28 protein-coding genes are annotated in these 24,952 nt (G+C 63.2%); 16 read left to right on the top strand and 12 right to left on the bottom strand.

The features are described 5' to 3' along the window. Positions 1–7: 7 nt before the first annotated feature. The 4 genes from QKW60_RS16550 to QKW60_RS16565 all read left to right on the top strand — a co-directional run bounded on the left by QKW60_RS16550 (position 8) and on the right by QKW60_RS16565 (position 4,394). Positions 8–901: a LysR family transcriptional regulator gene (locus tag QKW60_RS16550; RefSeq protein WP_282370301.1), complete on the top strand. Its 894-nt coding sequence runs from the start codon at positions 8–10 to the stop codon at positions 899–901. A 58-nt stretch (positions 902–959) separates the two neighbouring features. Further along, positions 960–1,394, top strand: a complete 435-nt coding sequence (locus QKW60_RS16555; protein WP_282370302.1) for a CBS domain-containing protein — start codon at positions 960–962, stop codon at positions 1,392–1,394. A 77-nt stretch (positions 1,395–1,471) separates the two neighbouring features. After that, a complete protein-coding gene (gene coaD, locus QKW60_RS16560; protein WP_263739532.1) occupies positions 1,472–1,969 on the top strand; it encodes a pantetheine-phosphate adenylyltransferase in 498 nt (165 codons plus the stop codon). A gap of 148 nt (positions 1,970–2,117) precedes the next feature. Then, on the top strand, positions 2,118–4,394 hold the full coding sequence (locus QKW60_RS16565; RefSeq protein ID WP_282370304.1) for a hypothetical protein: 2,277 nt from the start codon (positions 2,118–2,120) through the stop codon (positions 4,392–4,394). A 21-nt stretch (positions 4,395–4,415) separates the two neighbouring features. Here QKW60_RS16565 and QKW60_RS16570 read toward each other — a convergent pair whose 3' ends face one another. Genes QKW60_RS16570 through QKW60_RS16585 form a run of 4 tightly spaced genes read right to left on the bottom strand, consistent with a single transcriptional unit; the run spans position 4,416 to position 7,533 of the window. Then, positions 4,416–5,195, bottom strand: coding sequence for an ABC transporter permease (locus QKW60_RS16570; protein WP_282370305.1), 780 nt, complete (start codon positions 5,193–5,195; stop codon positions 4,416–4,418). Further along, the gene (locus QKW60_RS16575; protein WP_282370306.1) at positions 5,192–5,917 is read right to left on the bottom strand and encodes an ABC transporter permease; all 726 of its coding nucleotides are present in this window, start codon (positions 5,915–5,917) and stop codon (positions 5,192–5,194) included. Before QKW60_RS16575 ends, QKW60_RS16570 begins: the two co-directional genes overlap by 4 nt. 6 nt (positions 5,918–5,923) lie before the next feature. After that, a complete protein-coding gene (locus QKW60_RS16580) occupies positions 5,924–6,697 on the bottom strand; it encodes a transporter substrate-binding domain-containing protein (RefSeq protein ID WP_282370308.1) in 774 nt (257 codons plus the stop codon). A gap of 35 nt (positions 6,698–6,732) precedes the next feature. Then, positions 6,733–7,533: an ABC transporter ATP-binding protein gene (locus tag QKW60_RS16585; RefSeq protein WP_282370309.1), complete on the bottom strand. Its 801-nt coding sequence runs from the start codon at positions 7,531–7,533 to the stop codon at positions 6,733–6,735. Between the two features lie 80 nt (positions 7,534–7,613). Here QKW60_RS16585 and QKW60_RS16590 point away from each other — a divergent pair, with 80 nt between their 5' ends. Both QKW60_RS16590 and QKW60_RS16595 read left to right on the top strand, forming a co-directional pair. Beyond that, a complete protein-coding gene (locus tag QKW60_RS16590; RefSeq protein WP_282370310.1) occupies positions 7,614–8,255 on the top strand; it encodes a TetR/AcrR family transcriptional regulator in 642 nt (213 codons plus the stop codon). Positions 8,256–8,290: 35 nt separating this feature from the next. After that, positions 8,291–9,079 carry a dimethylarginine dimethylaminohydrolase family protein gene (locus tag QKW60_RS16595; protein ID WP_419762699.1) on the top strand — a complete coding sequence of 263 codons (789 nt, stop codon included), beginning with the start codon at positions 8,291–8,293 and terminating at the stop codon, positions 9,077–9,079. 54 nt (positions 9,080–9,133) lie between these two features. Here the strand turns inward: QKW60_RS16595 and QKW60_RS16600 are convergent, their stop codons facing one another. Beyond that, positions 9,134–9,592, bottom strand: coding sequence for an Lrp/AsnC family transcriptional regulator (locus QKW60_RS16600; RefSeq protein ID WP_282370311.1), 459 nt, complete (start codon positions 9,590–9,592; stop codon positions 9,134–9,136). Between the two features lie 139 nt (positions 9,593–9,731). On the opposite strand from QKW60_RS16600, the gene ald reads away from it, so the two are divergent. Beyond that, the gene (gene ald, locus QKW60_RS16605) at positions 9,732–10,850 is read left to right on the top strand and encodes an alanine dehydrogenase (RefSeq protein WP_282370312.1); all 1,119 of its coding nucleotides are present in this window, start codon (positions 9,732–9,734) and stop codon (positions 10,848–10,850) included. Positions 10,851–10,929: 79 nt separating this feature from the next. Here the strand turns inward: ald and QKW60_RS16610 are convergent, their stop codons facing one another. The 6 genes from QKW60_RS16610 to QKW60_RS16635 form a co-directional block, all read right to left on the bottom strand. Continuing rightward, a complete protein-coding gene (locus QKW60_RS16610) occupies positions 10,930–11,136 on the bottom strand; it encodes a hypothetical protein (RefSeq protein ID WP_282370313.1) in 207 nt (68 codons plus the stop codon). Positions 11,137–11,279: 143 nt separating this feature from the next. Next, entirely contained in the window at positions 11,280–12,122 is an 843-nt protein-coding gene (locus QKW60_RS16615; RefSeq protein WP_282370314.1) for an N-acetylmuramidase domain-containing protein, read from the bottom strand. A gap of 157 nt (positions 12,123–12,279) precedes the next feature. Continuing rightward, the gene (mscL, locus tag QKW60_RS16620; RefSeq protein ID WP_263741070.1) at positions 12,280–12,675 is read right to left on the bottom strand and encodes a large-conductance mechanosensitive channel protein MscL; all 396 of its coding nucleotides are present in this window, start codon (positions 12,673–12,675) and stop codon (positions 12,280–12,282) included. A 134-nt stretch (positions 12,676–12,809) separates the two neighbouring features. Next, a complete protein-coding gene (locus tag QKW60_RS16625; RefSeq protein ID WP_282370315.1) occupies positions 12,810–13,982 on the bottom strand; it encodes a DNA recombination protein RmuC in 1,173 nt (390 codons plus the stop codon). Beyond that, on the bottom strand, positions 13,979–15,823 hold the full coding sequence (mutL, locus tag QKW60_RS16630) for a DNA mismatch repair endonuclease MutL (RefSeq protein ID WP_282370316.1): 1,845 nt from the start codon (positions 15,821–15,823) through the stop codon (positions 13,979–13,981). The genes QKW60_RS16625 and mutL overlap by 4 nt, the downstream gene beginning before the upstream one ends. Before the next feature lie 66 nt (positions 15,824–15,889). Further along, a complete protein-coding gene (locus QKW60_RS16635; protein ID WP_282370317.1) occupies positions 15,890–16,756 on the bottom strand; it encodes a LysR family transcriptional regulator in 867 nt (288 codons plus the stop codon). Between the two features lie 99 nt (positions 16,757–16,855). Between QKW60_RS16635 and tmpA the strand changes: the two genes are divergently transcribed. From tmpA to QKW60_RS16680, 9 genes are all read left to right on the top strand, one after another. Next, complete coding sequence (gene tmpA, locus QKW60_RS16640; RefSeq protein WP_282370318.1) at positions 16,856–17,998, top strand: 2-trimethylaminoethylphosphonate dioxygenase; 1,143 nt, start codon at positions 16,856–16,858, stop codon at positions 17,996–17,998. Continuing rightward, positions 17,995–18,582 (top strand): (R)-1-hydroxy-2-trimethylaminoethylphosphonate oxygenase, encoded by a 588-nt coding sequence (tmpB, locus tag QKW60_RS16645; RefSeq protein ID WP_282370319.1) that lies wholly within the window; start codon positions 17,995–17,997, stop codon positions 18,580–18,582. Before tmpA ends, tmpB begins: the two co-directional genes overlap by 4 nt. Before the next feature lie 71 nt (positions 18,583–18,653). Further along, positions 18,654–19,268: a ribonuclease D gene (locus tag QKW60_RS16650; RefSeq protein WP_282370320.1), complete on the top strand. Its 615-nt coding sequence runs from the start codon at positions 18,654–18,656 to the stop codon at positions 19,266–19,268. A 3-nt stretch (positions 19,269–19,271) separates the two neighbouring features. Continuing rightward, positions 19,272–20,240, top strand: coding sequence for a KpsF/GutQ family sugar-phosphate isomerase (locus QKW60_RS16655; protein ID WP_282370321.1), 969 nt, complete (start codon positions 19,272–19,274; stop codon positions 20,238–20,240). A 4-nt stretch (positions 20,241–20,244) separates the two neighbouring features. Then, positions 20,245–20,850: a hypothetical protein gene (locus QKW60_RS16660; protein ID WP_282370322.1), complete on the top strand. Its 606-nt coding sequence runs from the start codon at positions 20,245–20,247 to the stop codon at positions 20,848–20,850. Between the two features lie 10 nt (positions 20,851–20,860). Beyond that, positions 20,861–21,361, top strand: coding sequence for a lipopolysaccharide transport periplasmic protein LptA (gene lptA, locus QKW60_RS16665; RefSeq protein ID WP_282370323.1), 501 nt, complete (start codon positions 20,861–20,863; stop codon positions 21,359–21,361). Beyond that, positions 21,361–22,122 (top strand): LPS export ABC transporter ATP-binding protein, encoded by a 762-nt coding sequence (lptB, locus tag QKW60_RS16670; RefSeq protein ID WP_282370325.1) that lies wholly within the window; start codon positions 21,361–21,363, stop codon positions 22,120–22,122. Before lptA ends, lptB begins: the two co-directional genes overlap by 1 nt. 335 nt (positions 22,123–22,457) lie before the next feature. After that, positions 22,458–23,030 carry a ribosome hibernation-promoting factor, HPF/YfiA family gene (gene hpf / locus QKW60_RS16675; protein WP_263741426.1) on the top strand — a complete coding sequence of 191 codons (573 nt, stop codon included), beginning with the start codon at positions 22,458–22,460 and terminating at the stop codon, positions 23,028–23,030. 37 nt (positions 23,031–23,067) lie between these two features. Beyond that, a complete protein-coding gene (locus QKW60_RS16680; protein WP_282370326.1) occupies positions 23,068–23,532 on the top strand; it encodes a PTS sugar transporter subunit IIA in 465 nt (154 codons plus the stop codon). Positions 23,533–23,535: 3 nt separating this feature from the next. Here the strand turns inward: QKW60_RS16680 and QKW60_RS16685 are convergent, their stop codons facing one another. Further along, positions 23,536–24,951 carry a nodulation protein NodH gene (locus tag QKW60_RS16685; protein WP_282370327.1) on the bottom strand — a complete coding sequence of 472 codons (1,416 nt, stop codon included), beginning with the start codon at positions 24,949–24,951 and terminating at the stop codon, positions 23,536–23,538. Between the last annotated feature and the right edge of the window lies 1 nt (position 24,952).

Consider the following 24,952-nt stretch of genomic DNA (forward strand, 5'->3'; position numbering starts at 1 on the left):
CGAACGCATGGCCGACTGGGACGATCTGAGGATATTCCTTGCCGTGGCACGGGCTGAAAGCCTTTCTGGCGCCGGGAAACTGTTGAAGCTGGACCCGGCCACGGTCGGCCGCCGTATCGGTCGGCTGGAAGAGGGAATGGCGGTCCGACTTTTTACCCGTTCCGCGCAGGGCTATACGCTGACGGTCGAGGGGCAGCGTCTGCTGGCCCACGCCGCCCGCGCCGAACAGGCTGTGGCCGAGGCGATGGAGGAGGTGGGCAGCGAGGGCAGCGGCCTGACCGGGCAGGTCCGCATCGGCGCGCCCGATGGCAGTGCCAACTACCTCTTGCCGCAGATCGTCGCGGGCATCTGCGCCGATCATCCGGGTCTGGAGGTGCAGATCGTCGCCCAGCCGCGCGTCTTCAACCTGTCGAAACGCGAGGCCGACATGGCCATCGCCGTCAGCCCCCCGGCCTCGGGCCACCTCACGGTGCAGAAGCTGACCGATTACAAGCTGCATCTGGCCGCGTCGCGCGACTACCTTGATCGCCACCCGCCGATCCGCTCGCTTGACGATCTGAAACAACACCGCACCATCGGCTATATCCAGGACCTCGTCTTCGACAAGGAGTTGGACTACCAGTCCGAGGCGGGGATGGAGGCGGTGACGCTCGCCTCCAACTCCGTCTCGGTGCAGTTCAACTGGGTCCGGACGGGGGCCGGGATTGCCGTTGTCCATGATTTCGCAATGTCCGCCGCGCCCGGTCTGGTGAAGATTTTGCCGGATCAGGTCTCGCTCACCCGGACATTTTATCTGATCCGCCATCCCGATGACCGCCGCGTCGAGCGGCTGAACCGATTTGCCGAGCTTCTGGCCCAGGGCGTACGACGCGAAGTGTCGCGGCTTGAAGCCTTGGCTTGACAGAAACGCAGATCAGGGGGACGCTGGGGGAAAGTCGCTTTTGATCAGGAGGTTGCCCATGCAGGTTCACCAGATTCTGCGGTCCAAGCCAAAGCAGAGCATCATCACGGTGAAACCGGGGACGAGTATCGCAGACGCGGCACGGCTTCTGGCCGAACGAAGGATCGGCGCGGTCGTGGTGTCGGAGGACGGCAAGACGCCGATGGGCATCCTGTCGGAACGCGACATCGTGCGCGACCTTGGGCGGCGCGGGTCGGGCTGCCTGACCGATACAGTCGATGCGCTGATGACCCGCAACCTTATTTCCTGTGGACCCACGGACAGCGCTGACAGCGTGCTGGAGAAGATGACCGCCGGGCGCTTCCGCCATATGCCGGTGATGGAGGGTTCGGAGATGACCGGTATTATTTCCATCGGCGATGTGGTCGCGGCCCGCATGTCTGAACTGGCGATGGAAAAGGATGCCCTTGAAGGCATGATCATGGGGAACTGAACGCCGAGAGGCTTGCATTCTGACGCGCAATATTGTTGCGTGCGCGCGGATGGAGCGTGTCAGAAAGGGACGGACCCATGCGCATCGGCCTTTATCCCGGCACGTTCGACCCTATCACTCTGGGCCATACCGATATCATCCAGCGCGCCATGGCGCTTGTTGACCGGCTGGTGATCGGCGTCGCGATCAACCGCGACAAGGGGCCCCTGTTTTCGCTGGAAGAACGCGTCGCCATGGTCGAGGCGGAATGCGCAGAAATCGTCGCGAAAACGGGCGGCGAGATCGTCGTGCATCCGTTCGAGAACCTCCTGATCGACTGCGCCCGCGATGTGGGCGCGACGGTCATCGTCCGGGGCCTGCGCGCGGTCGCGGATTTCGAGTACGAGTTTCAGATGGTTGGCATGAACCGGGCAATGGATGCCTCGGTCGAAACCGTGTTCCTGATGGCCGATGCGCGGCGTCAGGCGATTGCCTCGAAGCTGGTGAAGGAAATTGCGCGGCTGGGCGGCGATGTCGCGAAGTTCGTGACCCCGCCAGTGCGCGACGCGCTGCTGGCGAAATACGGTCGGACCTGAACCGGTTCTCCTCTGGCAGAATGAACATTCCCGATAATCGGTTAAGTTGTGCTATCCTTCCCGGTAGATAGCAGCCTGCCGTATTTGCATTGTTGGTGTCGATTTTCAGACGGGCGGGCTCCGCATATTGTGACGGAGTATTTGAACCATGTCTTTCATCGCGGTGATCCGGGATTTCCTTTGGTCTGTTCTCGTACGCATCGACGTCTTCATTGATCGTGTACTCGGGCCGATCTGGCGGCCGCTTCGCTACCTTTGGTCCATCATCAAGCCAAGCCGGTTCAGCGCGTTCACTCTTCTGGCCGGGGGCGCACTGCTCGTGGCCACGCCGCAGGGGCGCGAACTTGCGATGCGGTTCGACGATGACGATGTTTCGACGGTTCAGGCGATGGCGGTCTTTCTTGCCTGCGTCGGCTGGTTCGCCTTTCAAGCCTGGTACTGGGCGCGCATCGCGTTTTATTTTGAGCAGGGTTATGGCCACCGGCAGGGCGACAAGGGGCGGAAATGGGCACCGCGTTTTTATGCCGGTGCGGCGTTTGGCTTTGCCGCGTGGTCGCTTTACATAGCCGGCCGCGGCGGGCTGGAAAACGCCACCACCCTCGCACTGATCACGGTGGCGGTGGGGCTTGCCTTCGTGGTGTTTCTCGTGATCCGGGTGCCTTTGGCGGAAAGGCTCGGCCTTGGCGGATCTCTGAAGTCGGATCCGGGCGACGGCCAGCCGACGACCTTCGCCGATCTTTCGCCCGTGTCGAAAGCCTGGCTGACCGGCTCGATACTCTTTTCGCTGGTCATGCTGGGCCTCATCATCTGGAACCCGGTCGGTATTGGCCAGTGGTTCGGCGCGGCCTCCATCGCCTTCCTCGCCTTTGGTCATATCGTGCCTGTGGGCAGTGCATTGATCATCCGGTCGCGGGAAACCGGTGCGCCGATCATCGTAAGTTTTCTTGTGTTCGCCGGGGCGATCAGCGCGTGGTCGGACAACCATGCGGTTGCGGTCGCAAAAGATGACGGCGCACCGGGATTCGAGGATCGGCTCAGCGTAGACGACGCGGTCGATGCCTGGTTGGCGGTGAATGGCGGGACGGGGCCGACCGGCGCGCCGGGCGCGGGGGATACCGCGCGGCCGGTGATCTTCGTTGCAACGGCGGGCGGTGGCTTGCGGGCCGCCTACTGGACAGCTGTGGTGATGGGAGAGTTGCAAAAGACGTGCCCGGGCGTGGAACGGCACGTTTTCTCGATCAGCGGCGTGTCGGGCGGCAGCGTTGGCGCGGCGGTCTACGCGACTGCCCTGCACAACGGCATGGCCCCACCGGTATCCGAGCTATGCGGCGCGGCTGACGCCTCGGCCGGGGACATTCGCGGCCAGATCCTCGGCACGCTGTCGGATGAGTTCCTTGGCCCCACCGTGGCGGCGATGTTCTATCCCGATCTGGTGCAAAGGTTCATTCCCTGGGGGTTCCTGCCCGACCGGGGTGGCGCGCTAGCCGATGCCTGGAACGTGGCCTGGCACAAGGCCTGCGGGTCAGGTGCGAGCTGTAGTGCTAGTGACCTCGACGCGCCGTTCCTGAAGGTGGCGGGTACGCCCGGCGCGGGCGGGGGCTGGCAGCCCATCCTCCTCTTGAACGGCACGCATCAGGAAACCGGCAAACGGCTGATCGCAAGCAATATCAAGGTGACGTCGGATGTCTTCCTCGACGCGTTCGACCTGCATGCGATGGTGCAGCACGATGTGTCGATGGGGATGGCCGCGCTCAACAGCGCGCGGTTCACCTATGTCAGCCCGGCAGGTCGTCTGGTCCGCGCTGGTGATGGGGAAGGGATGGGTCATGTGCTCGATGGCGGCTATTTTGAGAATTACGGCGCGGTGACCAGCGCCGAAATTGCGCGCGCAGCGGTCAAGGCCTTTGAAAAGCGCGGCGTGGCGATCCGGCCGATCCTGATCCAGATTTCAAGCGATCCCGACCTGCCGGCGCGCGACCAGCCGGGTGGTGCCGCGGCTGATATTGAGTTTCTCGGTTATCGCGCGGATCTCGCATCTGAAAAACCCGGCGGTATTGCCAACGAGGTGCTTGGCCCGCTCTGGGGCATTCTCAACACCCGCACGGCGCGAGGCGTTCTGGCGAACAAGACTATCGCCGATGTCGTCGACAGTCTGAAATCCGAACCGCACCGCTTCCCGGCCGCGATGGACCCGGTTTTCGTGCATTTCTCCATGTGCGCCTGGACCGATGGCCGCAAGCCGCCACTTGGCTGGGCGATGTCGCAGCGCACCCGGAAGGATCTGGAGGAGATGATCGGCGGGCGCTGCGGCGAGAATGACAACGCGGCGTCGATGGCGGCGGTGGTGGAGGCGCTGAAGACGCCTCTGCCGGTTGGTTGCGTGCCGGACACGCCGTCCGGCGCGCTCTTCTGCCGGTCGCCCTGACGGCGGTGGTTTGCCCGACGCTCAGTGTCCCTTAACCGGCACCCGTTGTTCAAGCTTGCGGAATCCGTATGCGAGGATACCCGCGATGACCATGTAGACAACGGCGAGCAGCAGGAGAGGTTCATAGACGATGAACGTATCCTGCCGGACCCGAGACGCGACCGCGTAACTTTCAACGATGGCAATGGTCGCGACCAGCGGGGTTGCCTTGAGCTGCAGGATCGTCTCGCCTCCAAGCGTCGGCAGCGCATTCTGGATCGCCTGCGGCAGCCAGATGCGCCGGAACATGGTGAACCGGGGCATACCGAAGGCCTGTGCCGCCTCGATCTGGCCACGCGCCACGCCGGAGAAAGCGCCACGCATCACCTCGCCTTCATAGCCCGCATAGGACAATGTCAGCGCAAGGACGGCATAGGGCCATGCCTGCCTGAGATAGGGCCAAAGCTCGCTTTCCCGGATCCACGGATATTGCGGGAAGAGCGAGCCGAGCCCGTAATAGAGGAGCCATATTTGCAGCAGGAGCGGCGTGCCGCGAATGATCGTGCAGAAGGTGCGGGCGGGCGCGGCGAGGTACCATGGCCCGATTGCCTGAGCGAGGCCAAGGGGTATCGCCAGAAGAAAGCCGAGGACGGAAGTGACGGCCAGAATCCAGATCGTGCGCCAGATGCCTTCGGCCGCAAGCGGCGCGTATTTCGGGATCCAGTCCCAGCGCAGGGCGTAGGCGCACCAGAGGACGAGTGCGGCGAAGACCGCCATCATCGCGATCCGGTGCGGCACGAGAAGAGAGCGCAGTGTGATCATGCCCCTGCCCTCCGATGACCCGGCTGACCCTTGCGCGCCCATTTCTCGATCCGGGCGAAGACCCGACCCGACAAGAGCGTGACCATCAGGTAAAGCGCCCCTGCGGCGAGGAAGAAGGTGAAATAGGCCCGCGTCGAAGCGGCGGCCTGCCGCGTTTCCAGCGTCAGTTCGTTGAAGCCGACCACGGCGAGAAGCGCGGTATCCTTGGTCGCAATGAGCCAGAGATTGGCGAGACCCGGAATGGCGAAGGACATCATCGCCGGGATTGTCACCCGGCGCAGCATCTTCAGGGGCGGCATGCCGAAAGCGCGGGCGGCTTCGATCTGACCGATCGGAATGGCCTTGATCGCGCCCCGAAGTATTTCGGTCGCATAGGCGCCCTGCACGATGCCCAGCACCCAGATCCCGGCAGCAACGCCGCTGATCTCGACCCGGCCATAACCCATGGCTCCGGCCGCTTTGTTGATCAGGTCGGTGCCGACGTAATAGAGAATCAGGATCAGGACCAGTTCGGGCACCGCCCGCACCACGGTCGTGTAGACCGCAAGGATGTCACGCAGAACCGGCCCGCCATAGAGTTTCCCTATGGCGCCCCCGAGCCCGATCAAAAGGCCGAACCCGAAGGCACCTAACGCGATTTCCAGTGAGTGGAGAAGTCCGCGCAGCAGGTTTCCCCCCCAGCCCGGGGGGGAAAGAGACAGTAACTCTATGACCTGTTCCACAGGCTATCAGCCGCCATAGATGGAGGATGAGAAGTAGCCTTCGGTGATCTTGTCATAGGTGCCGTCGGCGCGGATCGCGGCGATGCCCGCGTTCAGCTTCTCGCGCAGCGCGTCATCGCCCTTGCGGACGCCGGCGCCCACGCCCGATCCGAGGATGGACGGATCATCGGCGACAGCGCCCTTGATTTCGCAGCAGGCGCCCGCATCGGAATTGATGAAGTCGTCCATCGCGATGCTGTCAGCCTGCGTGGCGTCGATCCGCCCCGAGGCGAGGTCCTGGTTGATCTCGTCCTGGGTCTGGTAGACGCGGATCTCGGCAGCGTCGGTGAAGTACTGCTGGGCATAGGTCTGGTGGATGGTCGATGCCTGTACGCCAAGGATCTTGCCGGCAAGACCTTCCGGCGTCGGTGCGATATCGGCGGATTTGTCGGCCACGATCACGGTCGGCGTGTTGTAGTACTTGTCCGAGAAGTCGATGGTCTGCATCCGCTCTTCGGTGATCGACATCGACGCCATGATCGCGTCGATCTGCTGGCCAGTCAGGGACGGAATGATACCGTCCCACGCGACCGGCGTGATGACGCAGTTTAGTTCTGCCGCGGCGCAGACAGCATTGATGATCTCGACCTCCCAGCCGACCCAGTTGCCAGAGGCATCGAGCGAGGCGAAGGGCGGATAGGGTTCGGCCGCGATGCCGATCTTGACCTCCTGCGCCGCTGCGGCGCCGGTGAGCAGTGCAAGGGCGGCGATGCCCGCCGCGACTGTGGATTTCAGTTTCATTGTATTCTCCCCGTACTGGTTGGTTGTTTCTGCCGTCAGGCGACAGATTTCAGGAATTGCTTCAGCCGCTCGGATTTTGGCGCGCCGAACACTGCTTCGGGTGGGCCCTGCTCCTCAATCCGGCCTTCGAAAAGATAGATCACATGATCGGAAACTTCGCGCGCGAATTTCATCTCGTGCGTGACCAGAAGCATCGTGCGCCCCTCGGCCGCCAGATCGCGGATAACGGTCAGAACCTCGCCCACCAGTTCAGGGTCAAGCGCACTCGTCGGTTCATCGAAGAGCATCACAGACGGATCGATGGCCAGCGCACGGGCAATCGCCGCCCGCTGCTGCTGACCGCCCGAAAGAAAAGCCGGATAAGTCGCAGCCTTTTCGGCAAGGCCAACCCGCTCCAGCAGCGCCATGGCCCGGTCATGGGCCTCGGCCTTCGGCACGCCAAGGACATGGACTGGCACTTCGGTCACGTTCTCGATCAGCGTGCGGTGGGTCCAGAGGTTGAAGGCTTGAAACACCATGCCAAGGCGGGAGCGCACCCGTTCGATCTGCTTGCGGCTTGCGGGCGAGCCGTCGGCGCGCATGGCGATTTCCTCGCCGCCGATCACAATGCGGCCGGAGGTCGGGGTTTCAAGGAAGTTGATGCAGCGCAGCATGGTCGACTTGCCCGAGCCCGAGCCGCCGATGATCGCGACGACATCACCTTTCTTCGCGGACATGTTCACGCCCTTCAGAACCTCGAGATTGCCGAAGGATTTGTGGAGGTCTTCGACACGGATTGCTTCCTCGGCCGACGCGGCGGCGGGGTCATTCCTGTCTGTTGCGATCGCTTCGGTCATTCCATGCTCCGAGAATCTTGTTGTAGTAACGGTCAAAACGAGTAATTCTGCAAGCGTATAATTACAGAGGCCGGAAATTCGTGCCCAAAGACCGCCGCCGCTTCACCCGAGAAGACCCCGACAGCCGCAAGGATGCGCTGATCCGCGCCACCCTGTCGCTAATGGCCGCGCGCGGGCCTTCGGCCGTGACGGTCCGGGCTATCGCCGAGGAAGCGGGGGTGACGCAAGGCATGATCCGGCACTACTTTTCGTCCAAGCAGGATCTGATGAACGCGGCCTATCAGGCCCATATGCAGACCCAGACCGAGATGTCGCAGGCGACCCACGACAGCGGTGGCGGCACTGCCCGGCAGCGTCTGGCGCGCCTGATCCATGCCTCGGTCACACCGCCCGTCGCCGAGCCGATGGCGCTGTCGCTCTGGGCCGGTTTCATCCATATGGTGCGTCGCGATTCGGCCATGCGCGTCACCCATGAAAAAACCTACCTGCACTACCGCGATCTGTTGCAGGTGATGATCACCGCCGCCATTGCAGAAACCGGGCGCAAGGTCTCCACTGACGAAGCGCGCAGCCTTGCGATCGCATGCAATGCCGTGATCGACGGGCTATGGCTGGAGGGCGGTGCCTTGCCCGATGCTTTCGACAGTGACGAACTGAGCCAGATCGGTCTGCGCTCGGTCGAGGCGATCATCGGCCTGTCCCTGACGGGCGAGCGGGCATGAACACGGTTGAGATACCCAACAAACGAGAGACAGAGATGAGCATCAAGGACACGTCCTGGCAATTCAGCCGGGCCATTACCCGCCAACCCGGCAAAAGCATCGTGGCCGGATTGCGTGCGGTCGATACCGGCGCGCCGGATCTTTCGCTGATGCTGCAGCACCATGCCGATTACGTCGCTGCGCTGCGGGAGACCGGCGCCGATGTGACCGTTCTTCCCCCGCTTGAGGATTACCCTGATGCGGTTTTCGTCGAGGATACGGCGCTCTGTCTGCCCGAGGGGGCGGTCCTGATGCGCCCCGGTGCGCCATCGCGCCTTGGCGAGGTGGCCGCGATGGCCCCGTCGCTTCGACCGATGTTCGACGACATTCGCCAGATTGAAGGCCCCGGCACGATTGAGGGCGGCGATATCCTGACAACCGGGCGCGAGGTGCTGGTGGGTCAGTCGGCGCGGACCAATGCGGATGGCATCGCCGAGTTGGCCGAAATCCTTGCCGGTTGGGGTCGGCCTCTGCGCGAGGTCCGCGTTCCCGAGGGCGTTCTGCATTTCAAAACCGATTGCTCGCTTCTCGATGGCGAAACCATCCTCGCGACCGAACGGCTGGCGCGGTCGGGGTGTTTCGAAGGTTACAAGGTCATTCTGACGGCACCGGGCGAGGAGGCTGCCGCCAACGCCATCCGGTTCAATGATCTGGTGCTGATGGCCGCGGGGTTTCCCGGAACGGCAAAGAGCCTGCGCGATGCGGGATACACGGTGCGCGAGATCGGCAACAGCGAATGCGCCAAGCTGGATGGCGGTATGTCCTGCCTGTCGTTGCGGTTCTGAAGCGTCGGCACGCCAGGTAAGTACCCGGCGCGGCAGACGGTTGGGTCGGAGCTGCTAGACCGGGATCGCTGTCGTCTGCCTGACCGTCCTCAGTGCGAAGGAGGAATGCATCTGCGCCACTCCGGGCAGCCGGGCGAGGTATTGGCGGTGGATGCGGGCGAAATCCTCGGTATCCTCGGCGATCACTTTCAGTAGATAGTCTGCCGAGCCCGCCATCAGATGGCATTCGAGGATATCGGGCACCAGCGTGACCGCCTTTTCAAATGCCTCCAGCACCTCGTCGGCCTGCCCCGACAGCGTGATCTCGACAAAAACCGTCGTCGGCCGCCGCATCTTGCGGGCGTTCAGCAGGGCCACGAACCCGTCGATGTAACCCTCTTCCTCCAGCCTTTGCACACGGCGATGACAGGCCGAAGGCGAGAGATTCACCCGCTCTGATAATTCCGCATTGGTGATCCGGCCCTGCTTCTGCAGGACCCCAAGTATGCGCCGGTCTGTCGCGTCGAGTTCCATATCCGTGCAATCTTCTTCGAATAAACTGTCAGTTCCTCGAATATGTCGCGCGTTTCCCCGAAAAAGGCCAGCCGAATCTCAAAGCAATTTCATACCCGACGGGCGATAATCTGCGCAGTATTATTTCGGGAGGACCCCCATGAAAATCGGATGCCCCAAGGAGATCAAGCCGCAGGAATTCCGCGTCGGCATGACCCCGGCCGCCGCTCAGGAAGCCATCAACAACGGCCATAGCGTTGTGATCGAGACCAATGCCGGCGCTGGCGCCGGTTTCGCCGATGCCGACTATACCGCCGTCGGCGCCAAGATCCTCGGCACCGCGAAAGAGGTGTTCGACACCGCTGACATGATCGTCAAGGTCAAGGAACCGCAGGCAGTGGAGCGCAAGATGCTGCGCGAAGGCCAGACGCTTTTCACCTATCTCCACCTGGCACCCGATCCGGAGCAAACCAAGGACCTTCTGGCCTCGGGCTGCACCGCGATTGCCTATGAGACCGTGACCGACCGCAATGGCGGCCTGCCGCTTCTCGCCCCGATGTCCGAGGTCGCGGGCCGTCTTGCGCCGCAGGTCGGCGCCTGGACGCTGCAGAAGGCCAATGGCGGCCGCGGCGTGTTGATGGGCGGCGTTCCGGGCGTGGGCCCGGCAAAGGTTCTGGTGATCGGCGGCGGCGTCGTCGGCACCCATGCGGCCAAGATCGCGGCAGGCATGGGCGCGGATGTGACCGTGCTCGACCGTTCGATCCCGCGCCTGCGCTATCTGGACGATGTCTTCGGCGGCACGTTCAAGAACTCCTACGCCTCGGCCGCGAACACGATCGAACTGGCCCGTCAGGCCGACATGATCATCGGCGCCGTGCTGATCCCGGGCGCCGCCGCGCCGAAACTGATCAGCCGCGCGCAACTGGCGGAACTGAAGCCCGGCGCGGCGCTTGTCGATGTCGCCATCGATCAGGGCGGCTGCTTCGAGACCTCGCGCGCCACGACACATCAGGACCCAATCTATGAGGTCGATGGCATCATGCATTACTGCGTGGCCAACATGCCGGGCGCAGTTGCCCGCACTTCGACCATCGCGCTGGGTAACGCCACGATGCCGTTCATGATCGCGCTGGCGAACAAGGGCTGGAAACAGGCCTGCGCCGACGATGTGCATCTCTTGAACGGGCTCAACGTCCATGCGGGCAAGCTGACCTATGCCGCCGTCGGCGAGGCGCTCGGTCTCGACACGATCGACCCGAAGGCCGCGCTCGCCGCCTGACATTCGCCCTTTCGGCAAAGAGAAAGCCGGGCCAGTTTGACTGGCCCGGCTTTTTTTGTGAGTGGTGGCGGTGGCGCGATCAGCCTTGACACTCAGGGTGTTCGATGAGGTCGCGGGGATCGTCGCAACCAGACCCGCCCGGAACGCGCGGCTTACGGCGCTTGTCGATGGTCGCCTGCTGGTCGCTGGTATAGAGCCCGGCCATGTCGTGCGAGGCTGCGAAGGTGGGGGTAACGGCCGAAACCAAGAGTCCTGCGATGACTGCGAGTGTGGTGATCCTGTGCATTGTATCATTCCCTGTTGAAGTGAACGGGATCACGCTATGCCCGACAACGGCGGTTCGCCTACGGACGCTAGTCGCCCAAATTGTCGCAAATTCCGCGACAATGGTCCCGGACCAAGGGGGGTCTGCAATCAGACCTAGGTCGGTCAGGCAGCTGCGCCGACCCCTGACAGGGCCTCAAGCCGCGCAAGGGTTGCCGGGCCCGCAATGCCGTCCACGGTCAGCCCCTGTTCCGCCTGAAACTCCTTCACAACGCGCAGAGTCGCGGGACCGAAATCACCGTCCACCAGCAGGTGAAAACCCTGCCCCCGCAGCATCCGCTGCAGATCAGCGACAAGGTCGTTCTTCATGCCGACGCGCAGCGAAACCGGATCGACATCCTCTGGCGAAACCGAATTCTGGCCCGAGTACTTCTTGTATGCTCTGCGCATGAGCTTTGAATAATGCTCGACCTGCCCGGGTCCGTTGTAGACCCGCGCGAACCCGCGCCAGTCATGGGCGGCAAGCTCATCGCGCAGCTTTTTCTTTTGTATGAAGGCCAGCATGACTGCGAGCTGCCCCTCAATTCCTTCCATTGCTTTCGTCGCAAGGGCTTTTGGAGTTCCGAACCCAAGCCAATCGGCGTTTTCACCGAGAACCTGCCCGACACCCCAGGAGCAGGCGGCATGGGCGGCCTGTTCGTTGATCGTGGCGGCGCGGGCCAGTTGGTTGTAGCGGGCTTGCTGGGTTTTTGCATAAGGCAGATCGCCCCAGCGTCGGGCCGCGAGCTTGCGGTTGACCGCTTCGCTCCGTTGCGCATCGGTAAGCCCGGGATAGCGGTAGAAAACGTGATACTCGTAAAGTATCAGCGGCATATCCTTGCCGTCGATTGTGGTGAACGCCCTGCCCCCGCTTTCGACATCCACGACGGTCTGAAGGGCGGCTGGTTCGATCCCCTCGGACTGAGCCACTGCGGCAACCTTGCCCATAACATCATTCAAACTGGTCATTGCTGTATCCCTTTCAAAAAATGTCTTGGTTAATCCGCTCAGAATAGCCGATTTCCGTGATTTCAGCGTGAAAATCTGCGCAAAGGCCCCGAACCGGCGCCCAAATAGCAAAAGGCCCGCCTTATGGCGGGCCTTCTGGGTCAGCTTGTGTTGCGGATTATTTCTTGACGAGAGCGTCGCGGATTTCCATCAGCAGGTCCTTCTCCGACGGACCGGGATCGGCAGCCGGGGCGGCCTCTTCCTTGGCCGTGGCCGCGTCCTTCACCTTGTTGACCATCTTCACCAGCATGAACACGACCCATGCGATGATCAGGAAATTGATGATCGCGGTGATGAAGCTGCCGTAATTGAACGATGCCGCGTCTGCGCCGTCACCGAGAGCGATCTTCAGCCCCGAAAAGTCGATCCCGCCGGTGACCAGCGAGATGATCGGGTTGATCAGGTCATCCACCAGCGAGGTCACGATGGCGGTAAACGCCGCGCCGATGATGATGCCGACGGCCATGTCCATGACATTGCCCTTGGCGATGAAATCCTTGAATTCCTGGATCATTTCATTGTCCCCACATTGACGATACTCATGACCGCGCGTTTCCAGTTCTGCGCGTCGGTGCGCGGAAGCTAACACGAACTGCGGGAGTGGCACTCGCTTTTTTCACCGCAAAGGAATCTCCGGCGGCGATATGCTCAGGGTGTATTCGCGAGGGGAACGATACGGGGGGTATCGGCCTCCGGGGCGATTTCCTCGAAATCGAAATTGTCCAGTTTGGCGGCGCGCTTGCCGGCCCGCTCGGCGGCCATCGTAATCCCTTCGAGATCGCTGCGGGCCTGATGGAAATGGGTGGAGAGCTTGTCGACCCTCTCCACCACAAGTTCAACGTCGCGGTGCAATTGGCGGAGCGTCGTGCGGATCGCGCCCGCCTGTTCGCGCATGCGGGCGTCCTTCAAGACCGCGCGCATCGTGTTCAGGGTCGCCATGCAGGTCGTGGGCGAAACGATCCAGACCTTGGCATTGAAGCCCTCGCGCACTAGTTCGGGGAAGTTCGCATGCAGCTCGGCATAGACCGCCTCGGAGGGCAGGAACATCAGCGCGCCGTCGGCGGTTTCGCCGTCGAGGATGTATTTCTCGGCAATCGCCTTGATGTGATTGCGGACGGCGATCCGCAACATCCTTTGCGCCTCGATCAACTGCGACTGGTGTTCGGCCCGGCGCAGCGCCTCATAAGCTTCCAGCGGGAATTTCGAGTCGATGACTATGGGGCCAGGCGGGTTCGGCAGGTGGATCAGGCAGTCGGCGCGTTTGCCGTTCGAGAGCGTCGCCTGCATGGTCACGGCGTCCGGCGGCATCGCCTTTCTGACGATGTCGTTCAGTTGAATTTCCCCGAAAGCGCCGCGTGTCTGCTTGTTCGACAGGATGTCCTGCAGCGACAGCACATCGCCCGACAGTTTCTCGATATTCGACTGCGCCTTGTCGATGGTCTCCAGCCGTTGCTGCAATTCCCCGAGCGACCGGGCGGTGCGGGTCGCCGTGCCCTGCAGGCTTTCGGTCATGCCGCGTGAGACTTCGGCGAGGCGCTGCTCCATCAGTTGAAGCACCCGTGTCTGCGATGCAGCCTGCGCCTCGGAGACATGGGTGAGACCCCCCGTCAGCCGTTCCTGCCCGGCACTCAGGTTTTCGACCCGGTTGCCAAGTTGGGTCAGGTGATAGCCAAGGGGTTCGGTCATCCGTGCCGAGCGTGCGGCGGCACGGAGCGTGACGATCAGCAGGATGAAGAGCAAAAGCACCAGCGCCGCGCCGCCGAGCGCGGCGAGGACGACGGGATCGTCAAGCGTGTAGGTCTGGCCATTGAGCGTGATCATGTGCGTCCGAATAGCCGTTCGATATCGCTGAGTTTCAGTTCGACATAGGTGGGTCGGCCGTGATTGCACTGGCCGGAAAGCGGTGTCTTCTCCATCTCGCGCAGCAGGGCGTTCATCTCATCAGGCCGCATGCGACGGCCGGAACGGATGGAGCCGTGGCAGGACATGCGGGACAGGACGGCGTCGATCCGACTTTGCAGGCGCTGGCTGTCGCCGAGATCGTGCAACTCGTCGAGGATGTCCTTCAGAAGCGCTGTTGCGTTGACCTCGCCCAGAACGGCCGGGGTTTCGCGCACCGCAATGGCACCGCCGCCGAAGGGCTCGATGGTGAGGCCCAACTGCGAGAGCGCCTCTGCATGGTCGAGCAGAAGTCTTGCGTCGCCTTCGGACAAGTCAACGATCTCGGGGATCAGAAGCGCCTGTGCGGCGACGCCGTTTTCCGCGCGCTGGCGTTTGAGACGTTCGTAGACGAGGCGTTCATGGGCGGCGTGCTGGTCGACGATGACAAGACCGGTTTCGGTCTGGGCAATGATGTAGTTTTCATGCAGCTGTGCCCGCGCCGCGCCCAGCGGGCAGGCTTCGATGGCCTCCTCGTGCGCCTGCGGCTTCTCGTCGGCGGGAGGATCGAAACGGGCAGAGGCTTCGGCAAAGCCTGGGGCAAGCTGGGCCTGCGCGGTATAGGCGGCGCGAAGCGCGGTCTGCGACGGCCGGTCCATCTGATAGATGCGTGGGCCAGCGGGTTCGGGCCGCATCGCGCCAAGGGTGAGGCTGGAGACGGTCGAAGACGCGCGGTATCCGGCCTCGGCCAGAGCGTGCCTGAGCGCTGAGACGATAAGCCCGCGCGCCACACCCGGTTCGCGGAAACGCACCTCGGCCTTGGCGGGATGCACGTTCACATCCACACGCTCGGGATCGCAGATGAGGTTGAGGACCGCAGCCGGATGCCGGTCACGCGACAGTACGTCCATGTAACCCGCCCGAAGCGCGCCGATCAGCAGCTTGTCGCGGACCGGGCGGCCATTGACGAAAAGGAACTGCTCCACCGCGGCGCCGCGCGAATAGGTGGGCAAAGCGGCAAGGCCGGTCAGGCGAATGCCTTCGCGTTCGGCATCAATGGACAGGGCATTGTCGGCGAAATCCGAACCGATGAGTGCCCTGAGCCTTTGGCTCAGGGCTTCGAAGAGGTCGCCCTGTTCGGCATCGGCACGCAGCACGACGCGACCCTCGCCACCGCCCGTCACGTCCCGCAGGACGAAGCCGACGCCGGGTTCGGCCATCGCCAGCCGCTGGATGACATCCTTGATCGCCTGCGCCTCGGCCCGGTCGGAGCGCAGGAACTTCAGCCGCGCGGGCGTCGCGTAGAAGAGGTCGCGCAACTCCACGACCGTGCCCTTCGTCAGCGCGGCGGGGCGCACGGGGGCTATGCGGCCGCCGGCGACCGCAATGGCGGCGGCCTCCGCGCCTTCTGCACGCGAGGTGATCTTCAGCCGCGCCACGGCGCCGAGCGACGGCAGAGCCTCGCCCCGGAACCCGAAGGAGCGGATGTTCAGGAGGTCCGATCCGTCGATCTTGGATGTCGCGTGGCGCGCGAGCGCCAGCGGAAGGTCTTCGGCGGTCATGCCGCAGCCGTCATCCGTGACGCGGATCAGAGTCTTGCCGCCATCGGCATAGGCAACCTCGATGCGCGCCGCGCCTGCATCGAGCGCGTTTTCCACCAGTTCCTTCACTGCGGAGGCCGGGCGCTCGACCACTTCGCCGGCCGCAATCCGGTTCACAGCCGCTTCGTCAAGCTGGCGGATTACGGACCGTTCAGGCGTTATTTTGGGGCTCTCGGCGTTCATCCTACAAGAATTAGCATGGGCCGAAAGATTCGGCCATGGTTTGTTCCTGTCGCGACACAGGGAAAATCAGGCGGGTCCAGCGGCGAGGCTGTCGCAGAGCGCATCCCACTGGGACCGGCTGATCCGTTCCTTCGCGGCGAGCAGCCAGTAGGTTTCGTGATGGGCCAGGCGGTCTTCGCTGACCGGTACCAGACGCCCGGATTGCAGATCGGCCTGACAGAGCGGTAGCGACCCCAGAACCACCCCCTGCCCCGCCCGCGCCGCCGCCAGCGCGGACGAAAACGTGTCGAAGCGCAGCAACGGCACCGGGGTGGTCGGCGTGCCGGTGCGGGCGGCCCAGTCGGTCCAACCGGGGCGCGGGCCGGAGACCGCGATGCGGGGCAGGTCATGCCACGATGTCCCGGCGCTCAGCAGCCCCGGCGCGGCAAGCGGCGCCATGACTTCGGGGTAAAGCGGCACCTTCAGGGCATGTGGCCAGTCGCCCGCGCCATAGCGGATACGGACCGTATCGTCGTCATGCGCGGTCTCGGCGCTGAGTACCATGGTGCGGAATGTGATCTGCCCGCCCGTCGCGGCCCGCAGCCGGCCAAGGCGCGGCGCGATCCAGAGGTCGATGACCGAGGTGCTGGCCGAAATCGTCAACCTGTCGCGGGCGACACCGAAGAGCGCTTCGGAGCTTTCGCGCAGGCTTTCCAGCGCCGTTCGAACATGGGGCAGCCACGCCTCGCCCTCGACCGTTAACGCGATGGAGCGTGCCTGCCGGACAAAGAGCCGCGTACTGAGGCGGCGTTCAAGATGGCCGATGCGCTGGCTGATTGCCGACTGCGTCAACCCGGTTTCTGCCGCCGCGCCCGTGAAACTGCCCGTGCGTGCCGCAGCTTCGAAGGCGCGGACCCATTCCAGCGGCAGATTGTCGAAGCTTCGATCATCCATTAGGAAAACGATACCTTAGATCATAAACGCCTAATTTGAGTTTATAGCTCAATGACCGGAGACTGTCGCCGGTTCTCTACGCGCGAAAGGACGACCGGGATGGGAAACGTGACGATCGAGGCTGGCGGCGCTCATCTGGCGCTTGAGACGGGGATGGGGCGGCAGCGGTTCCATGCGGTCTGGCTCAGGGACAATGCCTGGGATGCGGAAACCCGCGCGCCCGGCAATGGCCAGCGCCTGATCGCGCTGCGTGATATCAGCCCCGATATCCGGATCGAGGTGGCAGAGGTCGCGGGGACCGTGCTGAACGTCACCTTCGCGCCCGAAGGCAAGACCGTGAGCTATGACCTTCACTGGCTGGAGGCGCATGCCTATGACCGGCCCACGCTGACTGAAACCGGCTGGACCGCGCCGGGGATCGAGGTCTGGGACGGGCGGTTGATGGCGAATGTGCCGGTCGCCGATTTCGCTGCGGTCAGTCGCAATACCGAAGCCAAGCGGAACTGGCTGGCCAAGGTCGCACGCTATGGCTTTGGCAAGCTGACCGGCGGACCGGTGGAGCCCGGCGCGCTTTTCAAGGTCGTGGACCTTTTCGGCTATGTGCGCGAAACGAATTACGGCCGCCATTTCGAGGTCAGGACCGAGGTCAACCCGACGAACCTCGCCTATACCGGCCTTGGCCTTCAGGCCCATACCGACAATCCCTACCGCGATCCGGTGCCGACGGTGCAGGTGCTCTATTGCCTCGAAAGTTCGGCTGCGGGGGGCGAGAACATGGTGGTGGACGGGTTCGCGGCCGCTTTGCGCCTGCGCGAGGAAAACCCCGACTGGTTCGACGTGCTCACGAAATACTGCGCGCGGTTTGAATATGCCGGTGAGGCGGGCGTGCGCCTGCGCGCACGCCGCCCCATGATCGAGCTTTCCCCCGACGGCGAACTGATCGCCGTGCGGTTCAACAACCGCTCCGCCGCCGCGATCACGGACGTTCCCTTCGACGACATGGCGACCTATTACACCGCCTATCGCCGTCTGGGCGAGATCATCGACGACCCGGCGATGGAGGTGACTTTCAGACTGAATCCGGGCGAATGCTTCATCGTCGACAACACCCGCGTGCTGCACGCCCGCAAGGGCTATTCCGGCGCCGGCACGCGCTGGCTGCAGGGCTGCTACGCGGACAAGGACGGGCTTCTCTCGACCCTCGCCGCGTTGGAACACCAGATGCCGGAGGCGGCGGAATGAAGCCGGATTTCACGACGCTCACCCGCGACAACATCGTCGCCTTCATCGGCGACATCTTCGAACGCTGCGGCGATGAGGAATATCTGGGCGAACCGGTGACGATGGCCCAGCACATGCTGCAGGGCGCGACCATTGCCGAACAGAACGGGCTGGATGAGGAAATCATCGTCGGCGCGCTTCTGCACGATATCGGCCATTTCACGTCCGAGTTCGGGACATTCAGCATGGAGGATACCGAGGACCGCTTTCATGAGGAGGCGGGGGCAGAGGTGCTCGCCGAGTTCTTCCCCTCGGTCATCACCGATTGCGTCCGCTACCACGTCGCGGCCAAACGCTATCTTTGCGCCACGAAGCCCGACTATTTCGGGCGGCTCTCGGAGGCCTCCGTGCATTCCCTGAACCTTCAGGGCGGGCCGATGAATGCCGCGGAAGTGGCCGAATTCGAGAAAAACCCGAACCTGAAGAAGATCGTTCAGGTGCGCTATCTCGACGAGGCGGGCAAGCGGCCGGACATGGAAACGCCCGACTTCTGGCATTTCGCCCCGATGGTCCAGCGCATCGTCGATGCGCATTGCCCCGCCTGACGGCCCGCACCCTTGTTGCGTCCGCGCCCGGCAGGCCTTATTGCCGGGAGGATCAGCAAAAGGGTTTCCGCATGGCCTATCATCTTTATCAGGGCGACCTGCCCGACGGGCTGGACCTTGGCCCCGTTGTCGCGATCGATACCGAGACGATGGGCCTTGACCCGCGCCGCGACCGGCTCTGCGTCGTGCAGTTGTCGTCGGGCGACGGCGACGCGCATCTGGTGCAGATCGCCAAGGGGCAGAAAAGCGCGCCCAATCTGGAGCAGATGCTGGCCGATCCCGCCACGCTGAAGCTCTTTCATTTCGGGCGCTTCGACATCGCCGCCTTGAAGAACGCCTTCGGCGTCACCACCTCGCCGGTCTACTGCACCAAGATCGCCTCGAAGATGGTGCGCACCTTCACCGACCGTCACGGGCTGAAATACCTGTTGCAGGAGCTTCTGGGGGTCGATGTGTCGAAACAACAGCAGACCTCGGATTGGGGCGCGCAGACGCTGACCGAAGCACAACAGGATTACGCGGCCTCGGACGTGCTCTATCTGCACCGGCTTAAGGCGGAACTGGACACCCGCCTTGCCCGCGAGGGCCGCACCGAGCTGGCCCAGGCCTGTTTCGACTTCCTGCCCACCCGCGCCATTCTGGACCTGATGGGCTGGGGCGACGAAGCCGACATTTACAGGCACTGACCCATGACCGACGCCGAGACCTTTCTTGCCACCGCCCGCCGCGTCATCGAGATCGAGGCGCGGGGCCTGACCGCGTTGTCGGCAGCATTGGGCGACAGTTTCTCGGCCGCCGTCGACCTGATCCTGAAGGCGAAGGGCCGCATCATCGTCTCGGGCATGGGCAAGTCGGGCCATGTCGGGCGCAAAATCGCGGCGACGCTGGCTTCGACCGGCACGCCCGCGCAATATGTCCACCCCGCCGAGGCAAGCCATGGCGATCTGGGCATGGTGACGGAAGGCGACGTGGCGCTTGTCCTGTCCAATTCCGGGGAAACGCCGGAGCTTTCCGATATCATCGCCCATACACGGCGGTTTGGCATTCCGCTGATCGGGGTGGCAGGCCGGGCAGGTTCGACCCTGCTTATTCAGGCCGATGTGGCGATCCTGCTGCCCGCCGCCGAAGAGGCCTGCGGCACAGGGATCGTGCCCACGACCTCGACCACGATGACGCTGGCGCTGGGGGATGCATTGGCCGTGGCGCTGATGGAGCATCGCCGCTTCACGCCCGAGCATTTCAAGACCTTCCATCCCGGCGGCAAGCTGGGCGCGCGGCTGCTGAAAGTCGCCGATCTGATGCATGGCGACGACGCGTTGCCGCTGGTGGCCGAGACGACACCGATGAGCGATGCGCTCCTGGTGATGAGCCAGAAGGGCTTTGGCGTGGTCGGCGTGACCGATGCGACCGGGCGGCTGACCGGCATCGTTACCGATGGCGACCTGCGCCGCCATATGGCGGGACTTCTGGACCACAATGCGGGCGAGGTGATGACCCGCGATCCCCAAACGGTCGACCCCGGCTCGGTCGCCGAAAAGGCGGTAGCGATCATGCGCGACCGTAAGATCACCTGCCTTTTTGTCGTTGCCCCTGATGGCGACGGACGCGCGGCTGGTATCCTAAATATCCACGACTGCCTGCGCGCCGGCGTGGCCTGACACCATGGCGACGCGGGACAATGTCTATTCCAGCGTGATCTTCTGGCTGAAGATTGCGCTGCCGCTTCTGGCGTTGGTGATCCTATCCACCCTCTTCCTGTTCTCGCGCAGGATCGATACCGAAGCCAGCCTGCCCTATGCCGAGGTCGATATCGACACGCTGGCGCGCGACCAAAGGCTCACCGCGCCGGAATATACCGCCGTCACCACCGATGGCGCGGCGCTGAGCGTCAGTGCGGACATTGCCCGACCGTCGCAGGGCGAGGGATCGGCCAGCGCCGAACAGCTGGTCGCGGCCTATGAGACCCGCGACGGCCTTCGCATCGACCTGACGGCGGCTGCCGGCGAACTGGACCGCGCGGCAGGAAGACTGCTGTTGTCAGGCGGTGTCGTGATTGTGACGTCGGAAGGTTACCGGATGATCACCGCCGGACTTGACGGCGCACTGGACCGGACCGAACTTGTGTCGGACGGTGAGGTGGAGGCGGACGCCCCTTTTGGCAGGATTGAGGCCGGGGGTATGGAAATCAGCCATAGTGATGCCGGGATGCCTGGCTATGATCTGGTTTTCAACAAGGGCGTGAAGCTGATATACGAGCCGGTGAACTGAAGGACCGAAAATGCCGACCAACTTCCGCGCCCTGACGGCCATATTGGCCATGGCGGCACTCATGCCGTTTTCCGCGTTTGCGCAGGGGGCGGCGATTACGTTTGGCGGCATTCGCGCCGATACCAGCCTGCCGGTGGAAGTAACGGCAGATCAGCTCAATGTCAGCCAGACCGACGGGACCGCGACCTTTACCGGCAATGTCCTGATCGGACAGGGCGACATGCGGTTGTCGGCGGATGAGGTGCTGGTCGAATACGGCGGACAGGACCGGACCCGGATCGAGCGGCTTCATGCCAAGGGCGGCGTGACGCTGGTCAACGGCGCGGAAGCAGCCGAGGCCCAGGAAGCGGTTTATTCCGTCACGGCCGGAGAGGTCGTCATGACCGGCAGTGTCCTTCTGACCCAGAACGGTAGCACGATTGCAGGCGAAAGGCTGGTCGTTGATCTTGCGTCGGGCACCGGCCGGATGGAAGGCCGGGTCAAGACCGTGCTGCAACCGGGGGCCAACTGATGTCCCGACGCCCAGACCTGAAAGTCGCGGAGGGCAGCGCAGGCCTGCGCGTCGTGCATCTGCGCAAAAGCTATCGCCGCCGCCCGGTGATCCGCGACGTGTCGATCGAGCTCGCGCGGGGCGAAGTAGTAGCACTGCTCGGCCCTAACGGTTCGGGCAAGACAACCTGCTTTTACAATATTGCGGGGCTGATCGCGCCGGACAGCGGTCAGGTGCTGATCGACGGGCGCGACGTGACCGGCCTGCCGATGTATCGCCGCGCGCGGCTGGGCATCGGCTATCTGCCGCAGGAGGTCTCGATCTTCCGCGGCCTGTCGGTGGAGGACAATATCCTCGCTGTTCTGGAGATCACCGAAAGCGACATCCACAAGCGCCGCGAACGGCTTGAGGAACTGCTGTCGGAGTTTTCGATCACCCATCTGCGCCGCGCGCCGGCGCTGGCCCTGTCAGGCGGCGAGCGGCGGCGGGTGGAGATCGCGCGTTGTCTGGCGGCCAACCCGAAATACCTGCTTCTGGACGAGCCGTTCGCAGGCGTCGATCCGATCTCGGTCGGTGATATCCGCACCCTGGTTCACGATCTGAAGTCGCGCGGAATCGGTGTGCTGATCACCGATCACAATGTCCGCGAGACACTGGAGATCGTTGACCGCGCCTATATCCTGCATGACGGGACCGTTCTGATGAGCGGCACGGCCGACGAAGTCGTGCGCGATGAAAACGTTCGTCGTGTATATCTGGGGCAGAGTTTCCGCATCTCCTGACCTGAGCCCCCGCGCTCGCCGTTCCGGCACTTCAGAAGGCGGCGTTTCACGATCTGGGCATGCGCGCAAAAAACAGCTTCTACCTCGCCTCACCATGAACCGATATCGGCCAGATAGGTCAAAGAGGGCGTTGACATCCCGTGCCGAATTGTCGCCAAATATATCAAATGCATGCGCGTACCCTCATTGATCGGGCGATAGCGTCGGAAGGTTTTCAGACAGAACCAGCCGCCAGGCGTGCACAAGGCAAAATCGCAAAAAATGTATCCAATTCAGTCGTCCTGAGCATTCAGGGCGAGAGGCAGAGAATCAACTCACCCAAAAAAGGAGGTGTCATGAGATACAGAATCAGTGGCAGGCAGATCGACGTCGGCGATGCGCTTCAGACCCATGTGCGGTCGGAACTTGCAGAAACGGTCGAAAAATATTCTCAGCGCCCGACCGACGCGACGGTGATCTTCGCCCGCGATGCACATGAGTATTCCTGCGAAGCCACGGTGCACCTTTCGACCGGCCTGACCGCGTCCGCGAAGGGACAGGCGACGGAGATCTATTCGGCGTTCGAAGCATGCCGTGAAAAGATGGACAAGCAGCTTCGGCGTTATAAGCGGCGTCTGCGGGATCACCATCGTGACCGTACGGCCCCGGTTGAATTTGCGGGCGCACCCATGTATGTGCTCGCCGCGAATGGTGAAGCGGCGGATTCTGAGCCGGAAAGCCTGCAACCGATGATCATCGCCGAGATGGAGACTCAGATCCCGTCCCTTTCGGTTGGTGAGGCGGTCATGCAGATGGAACTTGCCGGGGCGCCGTTGTTGGTGTTTCGAAACGAAAAGAACGGCGGGGTCAGTGTGGTCCATCGCCGGGACGATGGGAATGTAGGCTGGATCGACACGTCGACTGGCTAGACAAGGCGCAGCGACAGCGCAGGAACAGTTAGGGCACATGGAACTATCGAGCCTTTTGAAGCCGGCGGCGGTCCGGGTCCTCGGACACGCCACCAGCAAGAAGCGTCTGTTTCAGGATCTGGGTGACATCACCCAGTCCATCTACGGGCTGGATGCAACCGCCACCGTAGACGCGCTTCAGGAGCGTGAGAGCCTGGGCCCGACCGGTGTCGGTCATGGCGTTGCGCTGCCGCATGCCCGGCTCGAAGGGCTCGATCATGTCGTTGGCGTCTTCCTGCGGCTGGAAAAGCCGCTGGATTTCGACGCTGTCGACCGCCAGCCGGTCGATCTGGTCTTTGCCCTCTTTGCGCCGAAGGATGCCGGCGTCGAACATCTGAAGGCACTCGCGCTCGTCTCTCGGACGATGCGCGAGTCCTCGATTTGCGCGAAACTGCGCGCAAACGCCGACCCAGCGGCCCTGCACGCCGTCCTGACCGAGGCACGGTCGAACCAAGCGGCCTGACGTTCAGTCGAGCGGTTTCCAGCGGGAGAACCCGAAAGTGACGTAGTCGCGCGGATAGGCATCCCGTGCTGCGTCCTCCAATTCATCGTCATGGATCGCGGCGAGCGGCACCGGTGCCAGCGGCTCTGTCCGTGGCGCCTGCGGCGGCGATTTGACCCCGGCGCCGCGACACAGGAACGCCAGATCCTGCTCCAGCCGGTCCTCGCGGCAGAGAAGGTCGGGCGGCGCGAACTGGGCAAATCCCTGAATGATCGTCCATTGGCTGGCCCAGAGCATGTCTTGCCGGTGCGGCATCTGCCCGTTCAGATTGACCTTCAGGAACCGCAGGAAGCCAAGCAGGGCAGCGCGGTAGTCGCTGGCACTCATCCCCGCCAGTTCCTCGTCTGGCGGCAGGGCCACATCGTATTGCGCCCGCAACGCCCGGCGCAGATCAGCCTGTCCGTCGCGATCGAGCACGGCGGCGAAGATGTCGTGGGCGCGGGTCAACGGATGCCGGATCACGGTGAAGCTGCGATGAGCCGGCGCCTTTCGCATCCACGCGCGAAGCGTCTTTTGCGTGAAGTCCTCGGCCAGACCGCCCTTGCCGAGGCGTGACAGCCAGTCGCGTATCGGCCCATCACCCAAGGGCTGGATCGGCATGTAAAGAAGCGGCGCGCCTGCCGCCGCGATAAAGCGCGGCACGCCGGGGCCGCGGCGCGGTTCGAAATTCGGTGTCCGGGCTAGGTTCGACCAGTCGATCCGCTGCAAAGCCGCTTCCATTTCGGGGAAATTGCGAACCTTGTCGGCCATCTCTTCCGGGTTCTGGCGCACGAGCGTGTCCGCGACGCTGTCGATCATTGCTTCAAACCCCAGATGCTTGAGAAGCCCGTTGATCACCTCGGGGCGCAGTGAATCCTCATAGTCCATATAAAACGCGGTCTGACCGGTGATCTGAAGCGCGTTCTGGATGCGGATCTGGAACTCTTGGCGATCTTGCAGAAAGGCCTCGAACTCCGCCGGTTTGAAGGGCGGCTTCCAGGCGATCTTGTCCTTCACATCGGTCAGCTGCCAGCGCTTGGTATTATAGGCGATCTTGAGGCTGATGTAGCAATCGACCGGATTGCGGGTCAGCACGATCTTGGCGCAGCGCGGGTCGTTCAGGATCGCATCGACCACGCGCGGCTCGTGATCGAAGAAGAAGCGGAAGCCATTGAAGCCGTCGGCACTGCGTATGCGATGGAGCAGCGCCAGAGGGTCCTTCAGCCGGTCGGCCATGGACATGCCGAAAAGCGCATTGAGCTTTGGCGAACCGACATAGTCGGGGTTGAACGCCTCGCCGTGGCAATGGAGGCCATCCACCTGGGTCAGCGTCGCCTCAAGCAGGTTCGATCCCGTCCGCATCTCTGCGAGGATCACGAAATAGTCGAATGCCTTGGTCACA

It is taken from the genome of Albidovulum aestuarii, assembly GCF_029961185.1.
In the GTDB taxonomy this organism is placed as follows: Bacteria; Pseudomonadota; Alphaproteobacteria; order Rhodobacterales; family Rhodobacteraceae; genus Albidovulum; species Albidovulum aestuarii.